This is a genomic window from Streptomyces scabichelini (assembly GCF_011045015.1).
Lineage (GTDB): Bacteria > Actinomycetota > Actinomycetes > Streptomycetales > Streptomycetaceae > Streptomyces > Streptomyces scabichelini.
Window position 1 is genome coordinate 24121 of sequence record NZ_JAAKZY010000053.1, and the last position, 18599, is coordinate 42719.

General features: G+C 69.4%; 15 protein-coding genes. 9 read left to right on the forward strand and 6 right to left on the reverse strand.

Features of this window, described 5'->3' with window-relative positions; genetic code table 11:
* The first annotated feature begins 62 nt into the window (after positions 1–62).
* Entirely contained in the window at positions 63–1424 is a 1362-nt protein-coding gene (gene glnA / locus G5C60_RS18595) for a type I glutamate--ammonia ligase (protein ID WP_165260629.1), read from the forward strand.
* Between the two features lie 56 nt (positions 1425–1480).
* On the opposite strand, the gene G5C60_RS18600 is transcribed toward glnA, so the two are convergent.
* Positions 1481–1930, reverse strand: coding sequence for a VOC family protein (locus G5C60_RS18600; RefSeq protein WP_165260677.1), 450 nt, complete (start codon positions 1928–1930; stop codon positions 1481–1483).
* A 32-nt stretch (positions 1931–1962) separates the two neighbouring features.
* Complete coding sequence (locus G5C60_RS18605; RefSeq protein ID WP_165260631.1) at positions 1963–2466, reverse strand: pyridoxamine 5'-phosphate oxidase family protein; 504 nt, start codon at positions 2464–2466, stop codon at positions 1963–1965.
* A 147-nt stretch (positions 2467–2613) separates the two neighbouring features.
* Here G5C60_RS18605 and G5C60_RS18610 point away from each other — a divergent pair, with 147 nt between their 5' ends.
* On the forward strand, positions 2614–5610 hold the full coding sequence (locus tag G5C60_RS18610; protein ID WP_165260633.1) for a bifunctional [glutamine synthetase] adenylyltransferase/[glutamine synthetase]-adenylyl-L-tyrosine phosphorylase: 2997 nt from the start codon (positions 2614–2616) through the stop codon (positions 5608–5610).
* 15 nt (positions 5611–5625) lie between these two features.
* Here the strand turns inward: G5C60_RS18610 and G5C60_RS18615 are convergent, their stop codons facing one another.
* The 3 genes from G5C60_RS18615 to G5C60_RS18625 all read right to left on the reverse strand — a co-directional run bounded on the left by G5C60_RS18615 (position 5626) and on the right by G5C60_RS18625 (position 8522).
* Complete coding sequence (locus G5C60_RS18615) at positions 5626–6399, reverse strand: hypothetical protein (RefSeq protein WP_165260635.1); 774 nt, start codon at positions 6397–6399, stop codon at positions 5626–5628.
* A gap of 101 nt (positions 6400–6500) precedes the next feature.
* On the reverse strand, positions 6501–7379 hold the full coding sequence (locus G5C60_RS18620) for a phosphatase PAP2 family protein (protein WP_165260637.1): 879 nt from the start codon (positions 7377–7379) through the stop codon (positions 6501–6503).
* 108 nt (positions 7380–7487) lie between these two features.
* Positions 7488–8522 carry a LacI family DNA-binding transcriptional regulator gene (locus G5C60_RS18625; RefSeq protein ID WP_338145861.1) on the reverse strand — a complete coding sequence of 345 codons (1035 nt, stop codon included), beginning with the start codon at positions 8520–8522 and terminating at the stop codon, positions 7488–7490.
* A 380-nt stretch (positions 8523–8902) separates the two neighbouring features.
* On the opposite strand from G5C60_RS18625, the gene G5C60_RS18630 reads away from it, so the two are divergent.
* From G5C60_RS18630 to G5C60_RS18660, 7 genes are all read left to right on the forward strand, one after another.
* A complete protein-coding gene (locus tag G5C60_RS18630; RefSeq protein WP_165260641.1) occupies positions 8903–10174 on the forward strand; it encodes an extracellular solute-binding protein in 1272 nt (423 codons plus the stop codon).
* A gap of 141 nt (positions 10175–10315) precedes the next feature.
* Positions 10316–11320: a carbohydrate ABC transporter permease gene (locus G5C60_RS18635; protein ID WP_165260643.1), complete on the forward strand. Its 1005-nt coding sequence runs from the start codon at positions 10316–10318 to the stop codon at positions 11318–11320.
* Positions 11321–11333: 13 nt separating this feature from the next.
* Complete coding sequence (locus tag G5C60_RS18640; protein ID WP_165260645.1) at positions 11334–12245, forward strand: sugar ABC transporter permease; 912 nt, start codon at positions 11334–11336, stop codon at positions 12243–12245.
* 74 nt (positions 12246–12319) lie between these two features.
* On the forward strand, positions 12320–14014 hold the full coding sequence (locus G5C60_RS18645; protein WP_165260647.1) for a glycoside hydrolase family 13 protein: 1695 nt from the start codon (positions 12320–12322) through the stop codon (positions 14012–14014).
* A 132-nt stretch (positions 14015–14146) separates the two neighbouring features.
* Complete coding sequence (locus G5C60_RS18650; protein WP_165260649.1) at positions 14147–15523, forward strand: alpha-amylase; 1377 nt, start codon at positions 14147–14149, stop codon at positions 15521–15523.
* Between the two features lie 195 nt (positions 15524–15718).
* Positions 15719–17392 carry a fused response regulator/phosphatase gene (locus G5C60_RS18655; protein WP_165260651.1) on the forward strand — a complete coding sequence of 558 codons (1674 nt, stop codon included), beginning with the start codon at positions 15719–15721 and terminating at the stop codon, positions 17390–17392.
* Positions 17393–17420: 28 nt separating this feature from the next.
* Positions 17421–17777: a 5-carboxymethyl-2-hydroxymuconate Delta-isomerase gene (locus G5C60_RS18660; protein WP_165260653.1), complete on the forward strand. Its 357-nt coding sequence runs from the start codon at positions 17421–17423 to the stop codon at positions 17775–17777.
* A gap of 47 nt (positions 17778–17824) precedes the next feature.
* Here G5C60_RS18660 and G5C60_RS18665 read toward each other — a convergent pair whose 3' ends face one another.
* Complete coding sequence (locus tag G5C60_RS18665) at positions 17825–18520, reverse strand: TetR/AcrR family transcriptional regulator (RefSeq protein ID WP_206439687.1); 696 nt, start codon at positions 18518–18520, stop codon at positions 17825–17827.
* Positions 18521–18599: the final 79 nt, after the last annotated feature.

Here is an 18599-nt window from a genome sequence, read left to right on the forward strand (position 1 = left end):
CGACCGCCTCCCGTGGGCGCGGAGCAGGTGGCCTGACCAGCAAGGATGGGTGGAAGCGGAAGATGGACAAGCAGCAGGAGTTCGTGCTCCGGACGCTGGAGGAGCGCGACATCCGGTTCGTACGGCTGTGGTTCACGGACGTGCTGGGCTTCCTCAAGTCCGTGGCCGTGGCCCCGGCCGAGCTGGAGCAGGCCTTCGACGAGGGCATCGGCTTCGACGGCTCCGCGATCGAGGGCTTCGCCCGGGTGTACGAGTCCGACATGATCGCCAAGCCGGATCCGTCGACCTTCCAGGTCCTGCCGTGGCGCGCGGAGGCCCCCGGCACGGCGCGCATGTTCTGCGACATCCTCATGCCGGACGGCTCGCCGTCCTTCGCGGACCCGCGCTATGTCCTGAAGCGGGCCCTCGCCAAGACCTCCGACCTGGGCTTCACCTTCTACACCCACCCGGAGATCGAGTTCTTCCTGCTGAAGGACCGCCCGCTGGACGGCTCGCGCCCGACGCCCGCCGACAACTCCGGCTACTTCGACCACACCCCGCAGAACGTCGGCATGGACTTCCGCCGCCAGGCGATCACGATGCTGGAGTCGATGGGCATCTCGGTCGAGTTCTCGCACCACGAGGGCGCGCCGGGCCAGCAGGAGATCGACCTCCGCTACGCGGACGCGCTGTCCACGGCCGACAACATCATGACGTTCCGCCTGGTCATGAAGCAGGTGGCGCTGGAGCAGGGCGTCCAGGCGACCTTCATGCCGAAGCCGTTCTCCGAGCACCCCGGCAGCGGTATGCACACGCACCTCTCGCTCTTCGAGGGTGACCGGAACGCGTTCTACGAGTCGGGCTCGGAGTACCAGCTCTCCAAGGTGGGCCGCTCCTTCATCGCGGGCCTGCTGAAGCACGCCGCCGAGATCGCGGCCGTCACCAACCAGTGGGTCAACTCCTACAAGCGCATCTGGGGCGGCGCCGAGCGCACCGCGGGCGCCGGCGGCGAGGCCCCCTCGTACATCTGCTGGGGCCACAACAACCGCTCGGCCCTGGTCCGCGTCCCGATGTACAAGCCCGGCAAGACCGGCTCCGCGCGGGTCGAGGTCCGCTCCCTGGACTCGGGCGCGAACCCGTACCTGGCGTACGCGGTCCTGCTGGCCGCCGGCCTCAAGGGCATCGAGGAGGGCTACGAGCTCCCGCCGGGCGCCGAGGACGACGTCTGGGCCCTCACCGACCCCGAACGCCGCGCGATGGGCATCGAGCCCCTCCCGCAGAACCTCGGCGAGGCCCTGTCCCTGATGGAACGCAGCGACCTGGTCGCCGAGACGCTCGGCGAGCACGTCTTCGACTTCTTCCTGCGCAACAAGCGCCAGGAGTGGGAGGAGTACCGCAGCGAGGTCACGGCCTTCGAGCTGCGGAAGAACCTGCCGGTTCTGTAGGCGCGTGGGCGGTCGGGGGCGCCGGATCGGCGCCCCCGACCGTTCCCCGTTCCCGCTCAGCTCTCCCGCTGCCTCTTCTGCTCGGCCAGCAGCTCGTGCAGCGGCTCGGTGGCGCGGCGGCGGTACTCCTGGATCGCCCAGCCGTTGCCGTCCGGGTCCTTGAAGTACATGAACGTGGCGCCGTCGTCCGGCGCCAGCTGCATCGGCTCGGAGACCTCCAGGCCCCGCTCGGTCAGTTCGGCGTGGGCCGCCTTGATGTCCGTGACGCACAGCTGAAGGCCCTGGTACGAGCCGGGTGCCGGCCGCGGTCCGTCCATGGTCTCCCAGATGCTGTCACCCAGGGCGACCGAACAGCCGGAGCCCGGAGGCGTCAGCTGGACGATGCGCATGCCCGGCATGACCTCCCGGTCGACGTCGACATGGAAGCCGACCTTGTCCCGGTAGAAGTCGCGGGCCCGGTCGATGTCGCTGACAGGCAGCGGGATCACTTCGAGCGTGTACTCCATGTACTGGTCCTCCAGTTCGCCCCGTGGGAGTGTCACCCGAACCGCCAGCGGGTCTGGCTGAACGGCTCCCCCTTACCGAAGCCGAAAACAGTCCGGGGCGCCACAGAAAAGACAAAAGCGGCCCCCGGACCGTGGTGGAAGCGGCCGTCGCGCACCTCGAAATGCCAGAAGCTGCCGTACTTGCGCTCCCAGGCGTCGGCCAGTTCGCGCAGCCTGCCGTCGTCGGTGATCCGGACCGCCTCGCCTTCCACGACCAGGTCGTAGCCCTTGTTCCAGGTGTTGGTGCCGGTGGTCAGCACGACGTGCGGGTTGCTGTCGAGATTCCTCGCCTTGCGTTCCTCCGGACCGGTGCAGAAGTGCAGCGCGCCGTCCGCCCACACGGCGGGCAGCGGCGTGACGTGCGGCCGTCCGTCGGGCCGCACGGTGGAGATCCAGAAGAGCTCGGCCTCGGAGATCAGCGCCTCGGCCTCCGGCCAGGGGGGTGCGGTGGCGCCTTCGCTGCTGTAGCGGGTGTCGAGTTCTGCTCGTGGTTCCATACGTTTTCTCCTCCTCACCAGAACAGACTCCGCGGCCCGCCCGAACTCATCGCGGCACGAGACAGGCCTGGTCCCGCCCGGGCGCTTCCCTCAGGTACTCCGGTTAGGCTCAGGGCCGTACGACCTTGATCCGAGGGGAGGCCGGGCATGGCGACGCCGGGGCGCAGAAGCAGTACCTTCACGCGGCTGCTGCGGCACGGCTTCACCGATCCGTCGGCCGCCGAGCGGCTCCTGGAGAGCACGGAGCTGGCGCCCATAAGGAACGATCCGGTGCTGCTCGACGCCCTCGGGGCGACCGCCGATCCGGATCTGGCGCTGCTCGGGCTCGGGCGTCTCGTCGAGGCGCAGAAGGATCACGCGGGGCAGCGTGAGTTGCTTGACACGCTGATCGCGTCGAAGCCGCTGCGCGACCGGCTGCTCGGAGTGCTCGGCGCGTCCGCCGCGCTCGCCGACCATCTCGCGCGGCATCCGCTCGACTGGCACGTCCTCGCGATGTACGAGCCGCAGGACCTGCACCCCGGGATCGCGGAGTTCGAGCGCGGGCTCGCCGAGGCCTCCGACCCGGTCGCGCTGCGGGTCGCCTACCGGCGCTGTCTGCTGTCCATCGCCGCGCGTGACGTGTGCGGGACCACGGACCTCGCCGAGACGGCCGCCGAGCTCGCGGACCTCGCGACCGCCACGCTGCGCGCCGCGCTCGCCATCGCGCGGGCCGCCGCCCCCGAGGACGCCGCGCTGTGCCGGCTCGCGGTCATCGCGATGGGCAAGTGCGGCGGCCACGAGCTGAACTACGTATCCGACGTCGACGTCATCTTCGTCGCCGAGGCCATGGACGGGGCCGACGAGGCCAAGGCCCTGCAGGCCGCGAACCGGCTCGCCTCCCACCTGATGCGGATCTGCTCCGAGACCACCGTCGAGGGCTCGATCTGGCCCGTCGACGCCAATCTGCGGCCGGAGGGCAGAAACGGTCCGCTCGTCCGCTCGCTGTCCAGCCACCTCGCCTACTACCAGCGCTGGGCCAAGACCTGGGAGTTCCAGGCCCTGCTCAAGGCGCGGCCGGTCGCCGGGGACATCGAACTCGGCGAGGAGTACGTCGCCACGCTCGCCCCCCTCGTCTGGCAGGCTGCCGAACGCGAGAACTTCGTCCCCGACGTGCAGAAGATGCGCCGCCGCGTCGTCGAGAACATCCCCGCGAGCGAGATCGAGCGCGAACTGAAGCTCGGTCCCGGCGGGCTGCGGGACGTCGAGTTCGCGGTACAGCTCCTTCAGCTGGTGCACGGCCGGGCCGACACGTCGCTGCGGAGCCGGACCACGCTTGAGGCGCTGAAGGCCCTGGCCGCCGGCGGCTATGTGGGGCGTGTCGACGCCGTACAGCTCGACGAGGCGTACCGGTTCCTGCGCTCCATGGAACACCGCATCCAGCTCTACCGGCTGCGGCGTACGCACCTTGTGCCCGAGAACGACGCCGACCTGCGCCGCATGGGCCGCTCGCTGGGCCTGCGCACCGACCCCGTCACCGAGCTGAACCGTGAATGGCGGCGGCACGCGTCCGTCGTACGAAGGCTGCACGAGAAGCTCTTCTACCGGCCGCTGCTCGACGCCGTCGCCCAACTCGCGCCCGGCGAGGCCCGGTTGAGCGCGGACGCGGCACGGGAGCGGCTGGTCGCGCTCGGCTACGCGGACCCGGCGTCCGCACTGCGCCACCTGGAGGCGCTCGCCTCCGGGGTCACGCGCAAGGCCGCGATCCAGCGGACGCTGCTGCCCGTGCTGCTCGGCTGGTTCGCGGACTCAGCCGACCCCGACGCCGGGCTGCTCAACTTCCGCAAGGTGTCCGACGCCCTGGGCAAGACCCCCTGGTACCTCCGGCTGCTCCGGGACGAGGGAGCCGCCGCCGAGAACCTGGCCCGGGTGCTGTCCGCCGGGCGGCTCGCGCCCGACCTGCTGATGCGGGCCCCGGAGGCGGTGGCGCTGCTCGGCGACGGAGACGGGGGCGGCCTCGGCCCGCGCGACCGCGCCCACCTGGAGCAGGAGATCCTCGCCGCGGTGGGGCGGGCCGACGGGGGAGAGGCCGCGGTCACCGCCGCGCGCGGGGTGCGGCGGCGTGAGCTGTTCCGTACGGCCGCCGCCGACATCGTCCGCTCGTACGGCACGGAGGAGTCGCCCGCCGCGGCAGATCAGGGCGCGCTCGTCGATCTCGTCGGCGGTGCGGTGTCGGACCTCACGGCCGCGACCATCGCAGGCACGTTGCGCGCCGTCGTACGCGACAAGTGGGGCGACACGTTGCCGACCCGGTTCGCGGTGATCGGGATGGGGCGCTTCGGCGGGCACGAGCTGGGTTACGGCTCGGACGCGGACGTCCTGTTCGTGCACGAGCCGCGCGAGGGCGTGGCCGAGCAGGAGGCCTCGCAGGCCGCCCAGGCCGTGGTGGCCGAGATGGGGCGACTGCTGCAGATCCCGAGCTCCGACCCGCCGCTGCTGATCGACGCCGATCTGCGGCCGGAGGGGAAGTCGGGTCCGCTGGTGCGGACCTTGAACTCCTACGAGGCGTACTACCGGCGGTGGTCGCTGGGGTGGGAGTCGCAGGCCCTGCTGCGGGCCGAACCCGTCGCCGGGGACGCGGACCTGGGGCGGCGGTTCATCGAGCTGATAGATCCCTTGCGGTACCCCGCGGAAGGACTCGGTGACGATGCCGTACGGGAGATCCGGCGGCTGAAGGCCCGTATGGAGTCCGAGCGCCTGCCCCGTGCCGCCGATCCGACGCTCCACACCAAGCTGGGGCGTGGCGGGCTGTCCGACGTGGAGTGGACCGTGCAACTCCTCCAGCTCCAGCACGGCTGGGCGGAGCCGGGGCTGCGTACGACCCGGACGCGTGAGGCCCTGGCCGCCGCGTGTGCCGCCGGGCTGATCTCCGGCGAGGACGCCTCGATACTCGACGAGGCGTGGGTGCTCGCCACACGCGTGCGGAACGCGGTGATGCTGGTGCGGGGGCGGGCCGGCGACACGTTCCCGTCGGACGGGCGTGAGCTGGCGGCGGTGGGGCGGTATCTGGGATACGGGCCGGGGCATGTGGGGGACATGCTGGACGCTTATCGGCGGACGACGCGTCGGGCTCGGGGTGTGGTGGAGGAGCTTTTCTACGGGGGGTAGCGTCCCGTCTCCCTACTAGTCCCTTTCCGTCAGGAAGACCCACATCATGACGATGCCGGGTGGCCCCATCACGACCGCAAACATGATCCACGCCCACATGGGCTGCGCGTCGAACAGCACGCCCTCGATCGTGGAGGCGACCGCTGCGTACGGGAGGAAGTAGTACGCCGGGACCCACAGGCCCTTCCAGTGGGACAGTACCCGTCGGACGTAGCCCGTCGCCACGGTGACGGCGGCTCCCAGGGCGAACCAGGCTCCCATCAGCCACCACAGCAGCTTCCCCTCCCGGAAGCCGAAATAGGGGTCGAGTCGCTCGGTATGGTCGCGCACGGTGATCCGCACCAGCTCGTCATGCCAGAAGCGCAGCTCAGCGTGGTCGCGGCGGTGGATGTACTCGTACGTGTCCTCTTCCACGCGGATCGACTCGGTGCGCTGCTCCTCGTGGACCCGTGTGCCAGCCCACAGACGGTAGACCGTTCCGCAGCGTCGGCCGTATGAATCCGACGAGCAACTCTCCCAGGCCTTCTTGTCCGTGATCAGCCCGGTGGCATGCACGAGGCAGTCGGCATCGGCGGCGGCTGTACGACTCTGCCCGGCCGGGCAGGCGGGGGCGTGCCGGTAGGTCTGCCGATCCTGGTACTCGTGCGCAATCGGCACGGCGAGGTAGCCGGCCAGGCATAAGAGAACCACGGTGACGGGCACACGCAGCCACAGCACCGACCGCAGCTTCTCTTTCAGTCCGAGACCCCGCTGCACGACCCCGCCGAGCCCCGGCCTCCTGTCCTCCACGACCACGACCGTCCCCCCTCACCGGTCACCCCCAGGCGGCCACGCGCATGCGAGCCGAATGGTTCCTTCCGAGGGCGGCGAGGCCGTTCAGGCCGTGGGAGTCAGGTTCTGGTCGGGAGGAGCTGCGGCTCCCGGCCGCGGGTCGGTGCCGGTACCAGTCGCGGCAAGCCGTACGGCAGTACCCCGTACCAGACCCGCGCCACCGTGTAGCCGAACGCCAGGCACAGCATGCCCCCCACCGCGTCCAGCCAGAAGTGGTTGGCCGTGGCGACGATGACCACCAGCGTCGTCGTCGGGTACAGCAGGCCGAGGACGCGGACCCAGGGGACCGAGGCGAGGGCGAAGATCGTCAGGCCGCACCAGAGGGACCAGCCGATGTGCATGGAGGGCATCGCGGCGTACTGGTTCGACATGTTCTTCAGGTCGCCGGAGGCCATGGAGCCCCAGGTCTGGTGGACGACGACCGTGTCGATGAAGTCGTTGCCGTTCATCAGGCGGGGCGGGGCGAGCGGATACAGGTAGTAGCCGACGAGGGCCACACCCGTGGTCGCGAACAGCACCATGCGGGTCGCCGCGTAACGGCCGGGATGGCTACGGAAGAGCCACACCAGGACACCGAGCGTGATGATGAAGTGCAGTGTCGCGTAGTAGTAGTTCATGCCGACGATCAGCCATGTCACCGAGTTCACGGCGCGGTTGACGGACTCCTCGAAGGCGAGCCCGAGGTTGTGCTCCACCTTCCAGATCCAGTCGGCGTTGCGCAGGGCTTCGGCCTTCTGCTCCGGGACGGCGTTGCGGATGAGCGAGTACGTCCAGTAACTCACCGCGATCAGAAGGATTTCGAACCAGAGCCGGGGGCGTTTTGGCGCACGCAGCCGGCGCAGGAGGTTCTGGCCCGCGCGGCCGGCGCTCTCGTCCGCGACGGGCGTTGGACCGGCCTGCTGACGGCCATCCAGTGTCGTCACGGTCGTCTCACCCATAGGGTCAGAGTCTGCCAGAGAATCCCTCCCCCACCGATCATCCGTCGGTCTGGTCCTGCTCGCACGTTCTACGCCTGAGGGACCTGTGGGGAACGGCGTTTCTACTCCTTAGGGACGATTCCGGTCCCCAGGGGCCGAAGCGGTCGAACCCCGCACCACCAGCTCCGGCATGAACACGAACTCACTGTGGGGAGCCGGCGTCCCGCCGATCTCCTCGAGCAACGTCCGCACGGCCGCCTGGCCCATGGCCGGCACCGGCTTGCGGATCGTCGTGAGTGGCGGGTCGGTGAAGGCGATGAGCGGTGAGTCGTCGAAACCGACGACCGAGACGTCCCGCGGGACCTCCAGGCCACGCTGCCGCGCCGCGCGAATCGCACCGAGCGCCATCATGTCGCTCGCGCAGACGACGGCCGTGCACGCGCGGTCGATCAAAGCGGCGGCCGCGGCCTGGCCGCCCTCCAGGGTGTACAGCGAGTGCTGCACCAGACGCTGCTCGATGTCGTCCGTACGCAGGCCCAGCAGATCCTGCATCGTGCGCACGAAGCCTTCGATCTTCCGCTGTACGGGCACGAACCGCTTCGGACCCAGGGCGAGCCCGATGTTCGTGTGACCGAGCGAGACGAGGTGGGTCACCGCGAGCGTCATGGCCGCGCGGTCGTCCGGCGAGATGAAGGGTGCCTGGACCTTCGGCGAGAAACCGTCGACGAGGACGTAGGGGACGCCCTGGCCGCGCAGCTGCTCGTAGCGCTGCATGTCCGCGGAGGTGTCGGCGTGCAGGCCCGAGACGAAGATGATCCCGGCGACGCCCCGGTCGACGAGCATCTCCGTCAGCTCGTCCTCGGTGGAGCCGCCCGGGGTCTGGGTCGCGAGGACCGGGGTGTAGCCCTGCCGGGTCAGTGCCTGGCCGATGACCTGGGCGAGAGCCGGGAATATCGGGTTCTCCAGCTCCGGCGTGATCAGGCCCACCAGACCTTCGCTGCGCTGCCGCAGCCGTACCGGGCGTTCGTAGCCGAGGACGTCCAGTGCGGCCAGTACGGACTGGCGGGTGGCGGCGGCGACACCCGGCTTCCCGTTCAGGACGCGGCTGACGGTCGCTTCGCTCACCCCTGCCTGGGCTGCGATGTCGGCAAGCCGTGTGGTCACAGGGGTGGACTGTACCGGCCGGTTCTCGCCTTGCACACCGATCCGGCGCCGTGGGCGACCTGCTGACCGGCCCGGTCCGGGCTGCTGGGTCATCGCGCTCCCTCAAGAAAGTGATGGCAAGGGCTTGCAGAGTCTTGCACAGGCGGTCCCACCTGCTTCAGGGCTGTAAACAAGCGTCTCACGACGGTCGCTCTGGGGTCACGTCCGAATAACTTCCAAGATACCTTGCAGTTTTTTGCTGCAAGCTCTTTCGAAACCATTTCAGCGCTGTTACGTTCGGCGTCGCCCGGCGGCGGCAACGAGGCAGTCGCCAAGTCGGCAGGGACGGCGGACGGGGCCGTTTCCTCGACCACACGGGCTTTCACCCTCAAGGAGAACTCATGCGGCGTGGCATAGCGGCCACCGCACTGGTGGCGTCCCTCGCCCTCGCGGCGACGGCCTGCGGCGGCGACAGCGACAGTGGCGAGGCGGACGGCCCGGTCACCATCACCTGGTGGGACACCTCCAACGCCACCAATGAGGCACCGACGTACAAGGCCCTGGCCAAGGACTTCGAGAAGGCCAACCCGGGCATCAAGGTCGAGTACGTCAACGTGCCCTTCGACCAGGCGCAGAACAAGTTCGACACCGCCGCCGGATCCAAGGGCGCCCCGGACATCCTGCGCTCCGAGGTCGGCTGGACCCCCGCCTTCGCCAAGAAGAGCTTCTTCCTGCCGCTGGACGGCACCGAGGCCCTCGCGGACCAGGACAAGTTCCAGCCCAGCCTGATCGAGCAGGCCAAGTACGACGGCAAGACGTACGGCGTGCCGCTGGTCACCGACACGCTCGCGCTGGTCTACAACAAGGACCTCTTCAAGAAGGCGGGCATCGCCGAGGCGCCCGCCACCTGGGACGACCTGAAGAAGGCCGCCGCCACCATCGAGGACAAGACGGGCGTCGACGGCTACTGGGGCTCCACCCAGGCCTACTACGCGCAGTCCTTCCTCTACGGCGAAGGTGCCGACACGGTCGACGCCGACGCCAAGAAGATCACCGTCAGGTCGCCCGCCGCGGTCAAGGGGTACGAGACCTGGGAGAGCCTCTTCGACGGCAAGGGCCTGCACAAGGCCGACACCACCGCCGACGCGTACGCCCATATCCAGGAGGCGTTCGTCAGCGGCAAGGTCGCCTCGATCGTCCAGGGCCCCTGGGAGATCACGAACTTCTACAAGGGCTCGGCCTTCAAGGACAAGGACAACCTCGGCATCGCCACCGTCCCGGCCGGTTCCACCGGCAAGGCGGGCGCCCCGACCGGCGGTCACAACCTCTCCGTGTACGCCGGCTCGGACCAGGCCCATCAGAAGGCCTCGCTGAAGTTCCTGAAGTTCATGACCTCGGCGAAGTCCCAGGAGACGATCGCCCTCAAGAACTCCACCCTGCCGACCCGCGACGACGCCTACACCGCGGAGGTCAAGGCCGACCCGGGTATCGCCGGCTACCAGAAGGTGCTCGCCGCCGCCCAGCCGCGCCCGGCACTCCCCGAGTACAGCTCGCTGTGGACCCCGCTCGACGCCGAGCTGAACAAGGTCGCGGGCGGCAACGAGTCGCTGGACAAGGGCCTGAGCAACGCGGAGACCGCGATCGCCAAGCTGGTCCCGGACTTCACCAAGTGACCCGAGTGGCCGCCGGTCCGCCCCGACCTGACAGGGGGTGGACGGCGGCCACCGGCCTGCGTGCCGAACCTCTGAACTCCCAGGTCCTCTGAACTCCCAGGTCACCCCTGATCTTCTGATCTTCCCGAAGGTGTCGAACCCATGACAGTCGCCATCGATCGAGCGACCGGCAAGCGTCGCGGTGGCCGAGAGCCACGGCCCGGTCCGTTGCAGCGCCTGAAGCGCGCGTACCACAAGTACTGGTACGCGTACGCGATGATCGCGCCCGTGATCGTCGTGCTCGGCGTCCTGGTGGGCTACCCGCTGGTGCGGGGCTTCTATCTGACGCTCACCGACGCCAACAGCCTCAACTCGGCCCGCCAGATCGGCGTCAACCACATCGACGCCACCTACAAGTTCATCGGCCTCGACAACTACGCCGACATCCTGTGGGGTCCGACCGCCTACGACCGCTTCTGGTCGCACTTCGTCTGGACGATCGTCTGGACGGCGCTCTGCGTCGCGCTGCACTACGTCATCGGGCTCGGCCTCGCGCTGCTGCTCAACCAGAAGCTGCGCGGCCGCACCTTCTACCGGCTCGTCCTGGTCCTGCCGTGGGCCGTGCCCACCTTCGTCACCGTCTTCGGCTGGCGCTTCATGCTCGCCGACGGCGGCGTCATCAATTCGGCGCTCGAAGCACTGCACCTGCCGGCGCCCCTGTGGCTGGAGGACTCCTTCTGGCAGCGGACGGCCGCGATCATGGTCAACACCTGGTGCGGGGTGCCGTTCATGATGGTCTCGCTGCTCGGCGGCCTGCAGTCCATCGACACGGCGTTGTACGAGGCTGCCGAGATGGACGGGGCCAATGCCTGGCAGCGTTTCCGGCACGTCACGCTGCCGGGCCTCAGGCCGGTCGGCTCCACTGTCGTACTGCTCGGCGTCATCTGGACCTTCAACCAGTTCACGATCATCTTCTTGCTCTTCGGCGACACCGCGCCCGACGCGCAGATCCTCGTGACCTGGGCGTACTACCTGGGCTTCGGCCAGCAGCCGCGCGACTACGCGCAATCGGCGGCATACGGCGTCCTGCTGCTTTCCATCCTGATCGTCTTCACCTCCGTCTACCGCCGCTGGCTGGCCCGCAACGAGCAGCAGCTCGCGATCTGAGGCAGGAGTCCCCATGAGCACCACGACCGTCAAGAGCTCCGCCCCGGCGGACCGGACCCCCGCGGACACCGCCCCGCCGCGCAAGGTCCGGCGGCGCGGCGAGCGCAGCGCCGCCGCCTCGTTCACCTCGCACGGCATCCTGATCGTGGCGAGCCTGATCGCGCTCTTCCCGATCGCCTGGCTGGTCTTCCTGTCCCTCGGCCCGGACAAGGACGACTATCTGCACCCCGGACGCATCTTCGGCAAGATGACGCTCGACAACTACGTCTTCGTGCTCCAGGAGACGAACTTCTTCGACTGGCTGAAGAGCACGCTCGTCGTCTCGCTCGGCACCACGCTCATCGGCGTACTGGTCGCCGCCACCACCGGCTACGCGGTCTCCCGCATGCGCTTTCCCGGCTACAGGAAGTTCATGTGGGTGCTACTGGTCACCCAGATGTTCCCGATAGCCGTACTCATCGTGCCGATGTACGAGATCATGTCGGAACTCCAGCTCATCGACAGCTACCTTGGGCTGGTCCTCGTCAACTGCTCGACCGCCGTGCCCTACAGCGCCTGGCTGCTCAAGGGATACTTCGACACCATCCCCTTCGAGATCGACGAGGCGGGACGCGTCGACGGACTGACCCCGTTCGGCACGTTCGCGCGGTTGATCCTGCCGCTCGCCAAGCCGGGCCTGGCAGTCGCCGCCTTCTACAACTTCATCACCGCCTTCGGTGAGGTCGCCTTCGCCTCCACGTTCATGCTGGACGACTCGAAGTACACGTTCGCGGTCGCCCTGCAGACCTTCGTCAGCGAGCACGACGCGCAGCGCAACCTCATGGCCGCCACCGCGGTGTTGGTCGCGATCCCCGTCTCCGCGTTCTTCTACCTTGTCCAGAAGAACCTGGTGACCGGCCTCACGGCGGGCGGCACAAAGGGGTGACGCCCGCCCGTCACGACCCCGCCCGCGCATACCGAACACGACCCGACCCCCGTACGCATCGCACCAAGGACGCCATGAGCCAGCACTCCACCGATCCGGCCCCGGCCCCCGCTTCGACGTCGGCTCTCGCCACCGTCGCCAGACACCACGACTGGTGGCGGGACGCGGTGATCTACCAGGTCTATCCGCGCAGCTTCGCCGACAGCAACGGCGACGGCATGGGCGACCTGGAGGGCGTACGTTCCCGTCTGCCCTATCTGCGCGACCTCGGCGTCGACGCCGTGTGGCTCAGCCCCTTCTACGCCTCCCCGCAGGCCGACGCCGGCTATGACGTCGCTGACTACCGGGCCGTCGACCCCATGTTCGGCAGCCTGCTCGACGCCGACGCGCTGATCCGTGACGCCCATGAGCTGGGCCTGAGGATCATCGTCGACCTCGTGCCCAACCACTCCTCCGACCAGCACGAGTGGTTCAAGCGGGCGCTCGCCGAGGGACCGGGCTCCCCGCTGCGGGACCGCTACCACTTCCGGCCGGGGAAGGGCGCGGGCGGCGAGCTCCCGCCCAACGACTGGGAGTCCATCTTCGGCGGGCCCGCCTGGACGCGGGTCACCGAGCCGGACGGCACCCCCGGCGAGTGGTACCTGCACCTCTTCGCCCCCGAGCAGCCCGACTTCAACTGGGACCACCCGGCCGTCGGCGACGAGTTCCGCTCGATCCTGCGGTTCTGGCTCGACATGGGCGTGGACGGCTTCCGCATCGACGTCGCCCATGGCCTGGTCAAGGCCGACGGGCTGCCCGACCTGGGCGCGCACGAGCAGGTGAAACTGCTGGGCAACGATGTCATGCCGTTCTTCGACCAGGACGGCGTGCACGCCATCTACCGCCAGTGGCGCACGGTCCTCGACGAGTACGCGGGCGATCGCATCTTCGTCGCCGAGGCGTGGACCCCGACCATCGAGCGCACCGCCAACTACGTACGCTCCGACGAGCTGCACCAGGCCTTCAACTTCCAGTACCTGAGCACCTATTGGGACGCCACCGAGCTGCGCGACTGCATCGACCGCACCCTCGACGCGATGCGCCCGGTGGGCGCCCCGGCCACCTGGGTGCTCTCCAACCACGACGTGACCCGGCACGCGACCCGCTTCGCCAACCCGGCCGGGCTCGGCACCCAGATCCGTACCGCCGGAGACCGCGACCTGGGCCTGCGCCGGGCGCGGGCGGCGACCCTGCTGATGCTGGCGCTGCCCGGTTCGGCGTACGTCTACCAGGGCGAGGAGCTGGGCCTGCCGGACGTCGTCGACCTGGCGGACGAGGTGCGCCAGGACCCCGCCTACTTCCGGGGCGCAGGCCAGGACGGGTTCCGGGACGGCTGCCGGGTGCCGATCCCGTGGACGCGTGACGGTTCCTCGTACGGCTTCGGCAGCGGCGGAAGCTGGCTGCCGCAGCCCGCCGAGTGGGCCGAGCTGAGCATCGAGGCGCAGACCGGGGCCGAGGGCTCCACGCTGGAGCTGTACCGGTCGGCGCTCGCCGTACGGCGTGAGCAGCCGGACCTCGGCGCCGGCGACCGGGTCGAGTGGCTGAAGTCGCCCGAGGGCGTCCTCGCCTTCCGCCGCGGGGAGTTCGCCTGCACCGCGAACACCGGGAGCGACGCGGTGACCGTCCCGGCGTACGGGCGGGTGCTGCTCACCAGCGGCGAGGTGACCGTCACGGACGACGGCGAGGCGAAGCTGCCGGCGGACACGACGGTGTGGTGGACCGCTAACTGACAGGCCCTGCAAGAAGTTTCGGCATTTTCAGAGGCCCGCCTTCCGCAGTGGAAGGCGGGCCTCTACCATCTGCGGCACCGCACGGCTTGCAAGTCTTGCAGCAAGAACCTTCAACGGAGAAGGAACCCCCACATGGCCAGGAGAACAGCTCTGCCCTGCGCGCTCGCACTTGCGGCCGCCGCGATCGTCGTCCCCGCGAGCAACGCGTCCGCGTCGCCGCCCGGCACGAAGGACGTCACCGCGGTCCTGTTCGAGTGGAAGTTCGACTCGGTCGCCCGGGAGTGCACCGACCGGCTCGGCCCCGCCGGCTACGGCTTCGTCCAGGTCTCGCCGCCCGCCGAGCACATACAGGGCCCGCAGTGGTGGACCTCGTACCAGCCGGTGAGCTACAAGATCGCCGGACGGCTGGGTGACCGCAGCGCCTTCCAGGACATGGTGAACACCTGCCACGCGGCCGGGGTGAAGGTCATCGCCGACACGGTCGTCAACCACATGTCGGCGGGCTCGGGCACCGGCACCGGCGGCTCCGCGTACACGAAGTACGACTACCCGGGCCTGTACTCCTCGTACGACTTCGACGACTGCACCTCCCGGATCAGCGACTACCAGGACCGGGGCGACGTCCAGAACTGCGAGCTGGTCGACCTCGCCGACCTGGACACGGGTGAGGAGTACGTCCGCAAGACGATCGCCGGGTACATGAACGACCTCCTCTCGCTCGGCGTCGACGGCTTCCGCATCGACGCGGCCAAGCACATGCCCGCGGCGGACCTCGCGAACATCAAGTCCCGGCTGAGCAGTCCGTCCGTGTACTGGAAGCAGGAGGTCATCCACGGGGCGGGGGAAGCGGTCCAGCCCACGGAGTACACGGGCAACGGTGATGTCCAGGAGTTCCGGTACGCGACCGGCCTCAAGCGGGTCTTCGACAACGAGAACCTCGCCTACCTGAAGAACTACGGCGAGGGCTGGGGCTACCTGAGCAGCGGCGTCGCGGGCGTCTTCGTCGACAACCACGACACCGAGCGCAACGGCTCCACGCTCAGCTACAAGGACAACGCCGACTACACGCTCGCGAACGTCTTCATGCTGGCGTACCCCTATGGCGCCCCGGACATCAACTCCGGTTACGAGTTCTCGTCGACGGAAGCGGGCCCGCCCAACGGCGGCACGGTGAGCGCCTGCTGGCAGGACGGCTGGAAGTGCCAGCACGCCTGGCCGGAGATCCAGTCGATGGTCGCCTTCCGCAACACCACCCGCGGCGAATCCGTCACGAACTGGTGGGACAACGACGCCGACGCCATCGCCTTCGGCCGCGGCAGCAAGGGCTTCGTGGCCATCAACCACGAGTCCGCGTCCCTGACCCGCACCTACCAGACGTCGCTGGCGGCAGGCACGTACTGCGACATCCAGAGCAACACCACCGTCACGGTGAACGGCTCCGGCCAGTTCACGGCGACGCTCGGCTCCAACACCGCGCTCGCCCTCCACGCGGGCAAAACGAGCTGCTGACCGACGGCAACGGCCTCGGGCGCGGACCCTATCGTCAAGTCCTCGTCCTGCAAGCGGGAATCCGGCACGTTCGCCGTTCCTGGGCCCAGCGTCGCCGTTTTTTTTACCGGGTCGTCCGGTGGCGCACTAACTTGGTGGGGCAGGCCTGGACACCCTGGGTCTGCCTCGGCACGTTGCCTCCGAGAGGCGGTGGTCATGGACGCCAACGGCAATCACACAGACGCCACCGTGATGGTGGTCGACGACGCGGCGGCCGGCAGATACGCCATGGGTGCCGTGCTGCGTCGTGCCGGGCACAGCGTGGTGCCCGTCGCCAGCGCCTCGGAGGCGCTCGTCGAACTCGACGTACGGCTGCGGAAGGGCGCCCTGCCGGACGTGGCGCTCATCGACGTGGGGCTGCCCGACATGAGCGGTTTCGACCTGTGCCGCCGTCTCAAGGCGCTGCCGCCCATGGCCGGCCTGCCTGTCGTGCACTTCTCGGCCGCGGCCGTGGCGGCGGGCGACCGGTGCCGCGGCTTGGACGCGGGCGGCGAGGCGTATCTGACGGTGCCCGCGGAGCCGGAGGAGATCCAGGCGGTCGTCCGTGCCGCGGTGCGTGGCGCACGGATCCGCAGCGGGGCCGAGACACGAGTACAGCGCCTCACCCTGCTCTCCGAGGCGATCGTGTCGGTACAGGCCGCACGCTGCCTCGAAGAACTCGCCACCGCCGCTGCCGCCGGCGCCGCACGGCTGACCTGCGGTCCTGCCGCGGCCTTCGTCCTCGGTGAGGACGGCGAGCTGTACACGGGCACGTCCCGGGCCGGCTCACCCTCCGGGAGGCGGCTCGCGCCGCCCGACGGCAGCGCGTACGAGGCCGTGATCCGGCTGATGCGGCGCTGCACGGCGGGGCGGATCGAGGTGCGCAGCATCGTCGTGCCCGCGCCGCTGTGGCCCCGGGGCTTCTTCCGGCCGGCCGGACTCGACGGACTCGACGACGCGCGCCTCAGGCTGGTCCGTACCCAGGACGGCGGCGCGCTGGTGTGCCTCGCGACCCCCGTTCGTGCGGCCCGGACCCCGGAGCCGGACACCGACAGCATGGTCGCCCGGCTCGCCCAGGCCACCTCTCTGGCCGCGGAGCCGCTGCTGATGTACCAGGTGGAACGTCATGTCGCGCTGACACTCCAGCGCAGTTTCCTGCCGCAGCGGCTGCCCGAGCTGCCGGGCGTCGATGTCGTCGTGCGGTACGTACCGGCCTCCCGGCAGACCGAGATCGGCGGCGACTTCTACGCGGCCCTGCGCACCTCGGACGGGGTGCTCGCCGCGGTCGGCGACGTCGTGGGGCACTCGCTGGACGCGGCCACCGTCATGGTCGAGATCCGGCACGCGCTGCGCGCCTACTGCGTCGAGGACCCCGATCCGGCCGTGCTCGTCGAGCGGCTCGACCGGATGCTGGTGCACTACCACCCGGATGTCACGGCCACCGTCTGTCTGACCCTCGTCGACCCGGACACCGGCCGCACCCGCATCGCCAACGCGGGCCACATCCCGCCGCTCGTCGTGCGCGATGCGGATTCCTCGTGCCTCAGCACGGCCGGGAGCTCGGGGGGCGGCACCGCCGAGTACGCCGAGGCCCACGGCCCGCTCCTCGGCCTCGGCCTGGACCGGCCGCCGCCGTCGGAGATCACGCTGACGCCCGCGGACCGGCTCCTCCTGGTCACCGACGGCCTCATCGAAACCCGCGGCACGGACCTGGCGGTCTCCCTGGAACACCTCCGCACGGTCGCCGCCGACGCCCCGCCCGGCGTGTCCACTCTCTGCGACACACTCCTGAACTGCTTCGGCCACGAACGGGAGGACGACATCGCGCTGCTCGCCCTGCGGCTAGGGTGAGGGCAAGAGCCGTAGAACAGGAGTGCCCATGCCGCAGATCACCGTCGAGTACTCGGTGCCGCTCGCCGACGCCTTCGACCGGAAGGGTTTCGCGCTCGCGCTGCATCCGATGGTGGTGGAGACGGCCGCCGCGAGGATCGAGGCGTGCAAGACGCGGTTCCGGCCGACCGAGGACATCGTGATCGGCGCGGGGACGGAGGGGCACGCTCATGTGCACGTCATGATCGCGCTGTTGCCCGGCCGCACCGACGAGACGAAGGCCGCGCTGACCGAGGCGACGCTGGAGCTGTTGCGGGCCCATGTGAAGATCGCCGACGGGGTCGAACTGCACGCCTCCGCAGAGGTGCGCGACCTCGACGCCTCGTACCGCAAGTTCGTGGAGTGAGACGGGAAGTCCGGGAGTGAGGCGAAGCCCGGGAGTGCGGGGGAAGCCTAGGACGCCAGCGTGATCAGCCGTCCGAGGAGGTCCGTGAACGGTCCCTCGGGCGGCTCGTCCTTGAGCATGCGGCGCAGCAGCGCGGCCATCTCGTCGTCGTAGGCGGCACTCACCGCCGTCAGCGCCGCGAAGTCGTGGACGAGCTGCGCCTCCAGCTCGGCGCGCGGAATGCGGCGCCCGTCCAGCCAGATCAGCGCTGTCGACTCGGCGAGCGAGATCCAGGAGCGGATGACGAGTTCCAGCCGGGCGGGCGGCCGGTCGATGTCCAGATGCGCGAGGATCTGGTAGTACGCGGCCTGCCGTACGCCGTCGACGAGGGCGTTGGTGTTCGAGGAGCCCACCGCCGGGCCGCCGCGCATCAACGCCGAGAAACCGGGCCCGTGTTCGTCGACGAAGTCGAAGTACCGGCGCATCACGCGCAGCAGCCGCGCCCCCAGTGGCCCCTCCTGCGGCTCCACGAACCGGGCCGCCAGATCGTCCGAAGCCCGCTTCAACGCCGCCTCGTACAGGCTGAGTTTGCCGGGAAAGTAGTGGTAGACCAGGGGCCGGGAAATACCGGCGGCCGACGCTATCTCGTCGATGGAGACGTCGTCGGGCGAGCGTCGGCTGAACAGTTCGAGCGCGACGCCGATCAGCTGCTGCCGCCGCTCCTCGACGCCCATCCTGCGGCGTACCTGCACCCCGGTTGTCATACGAACACCTTACCGATCGGATCCGGCCCTCAACGGGACGGTGCCGCACGGGTGTTCACATGTCCAGTGCCGAACTCCG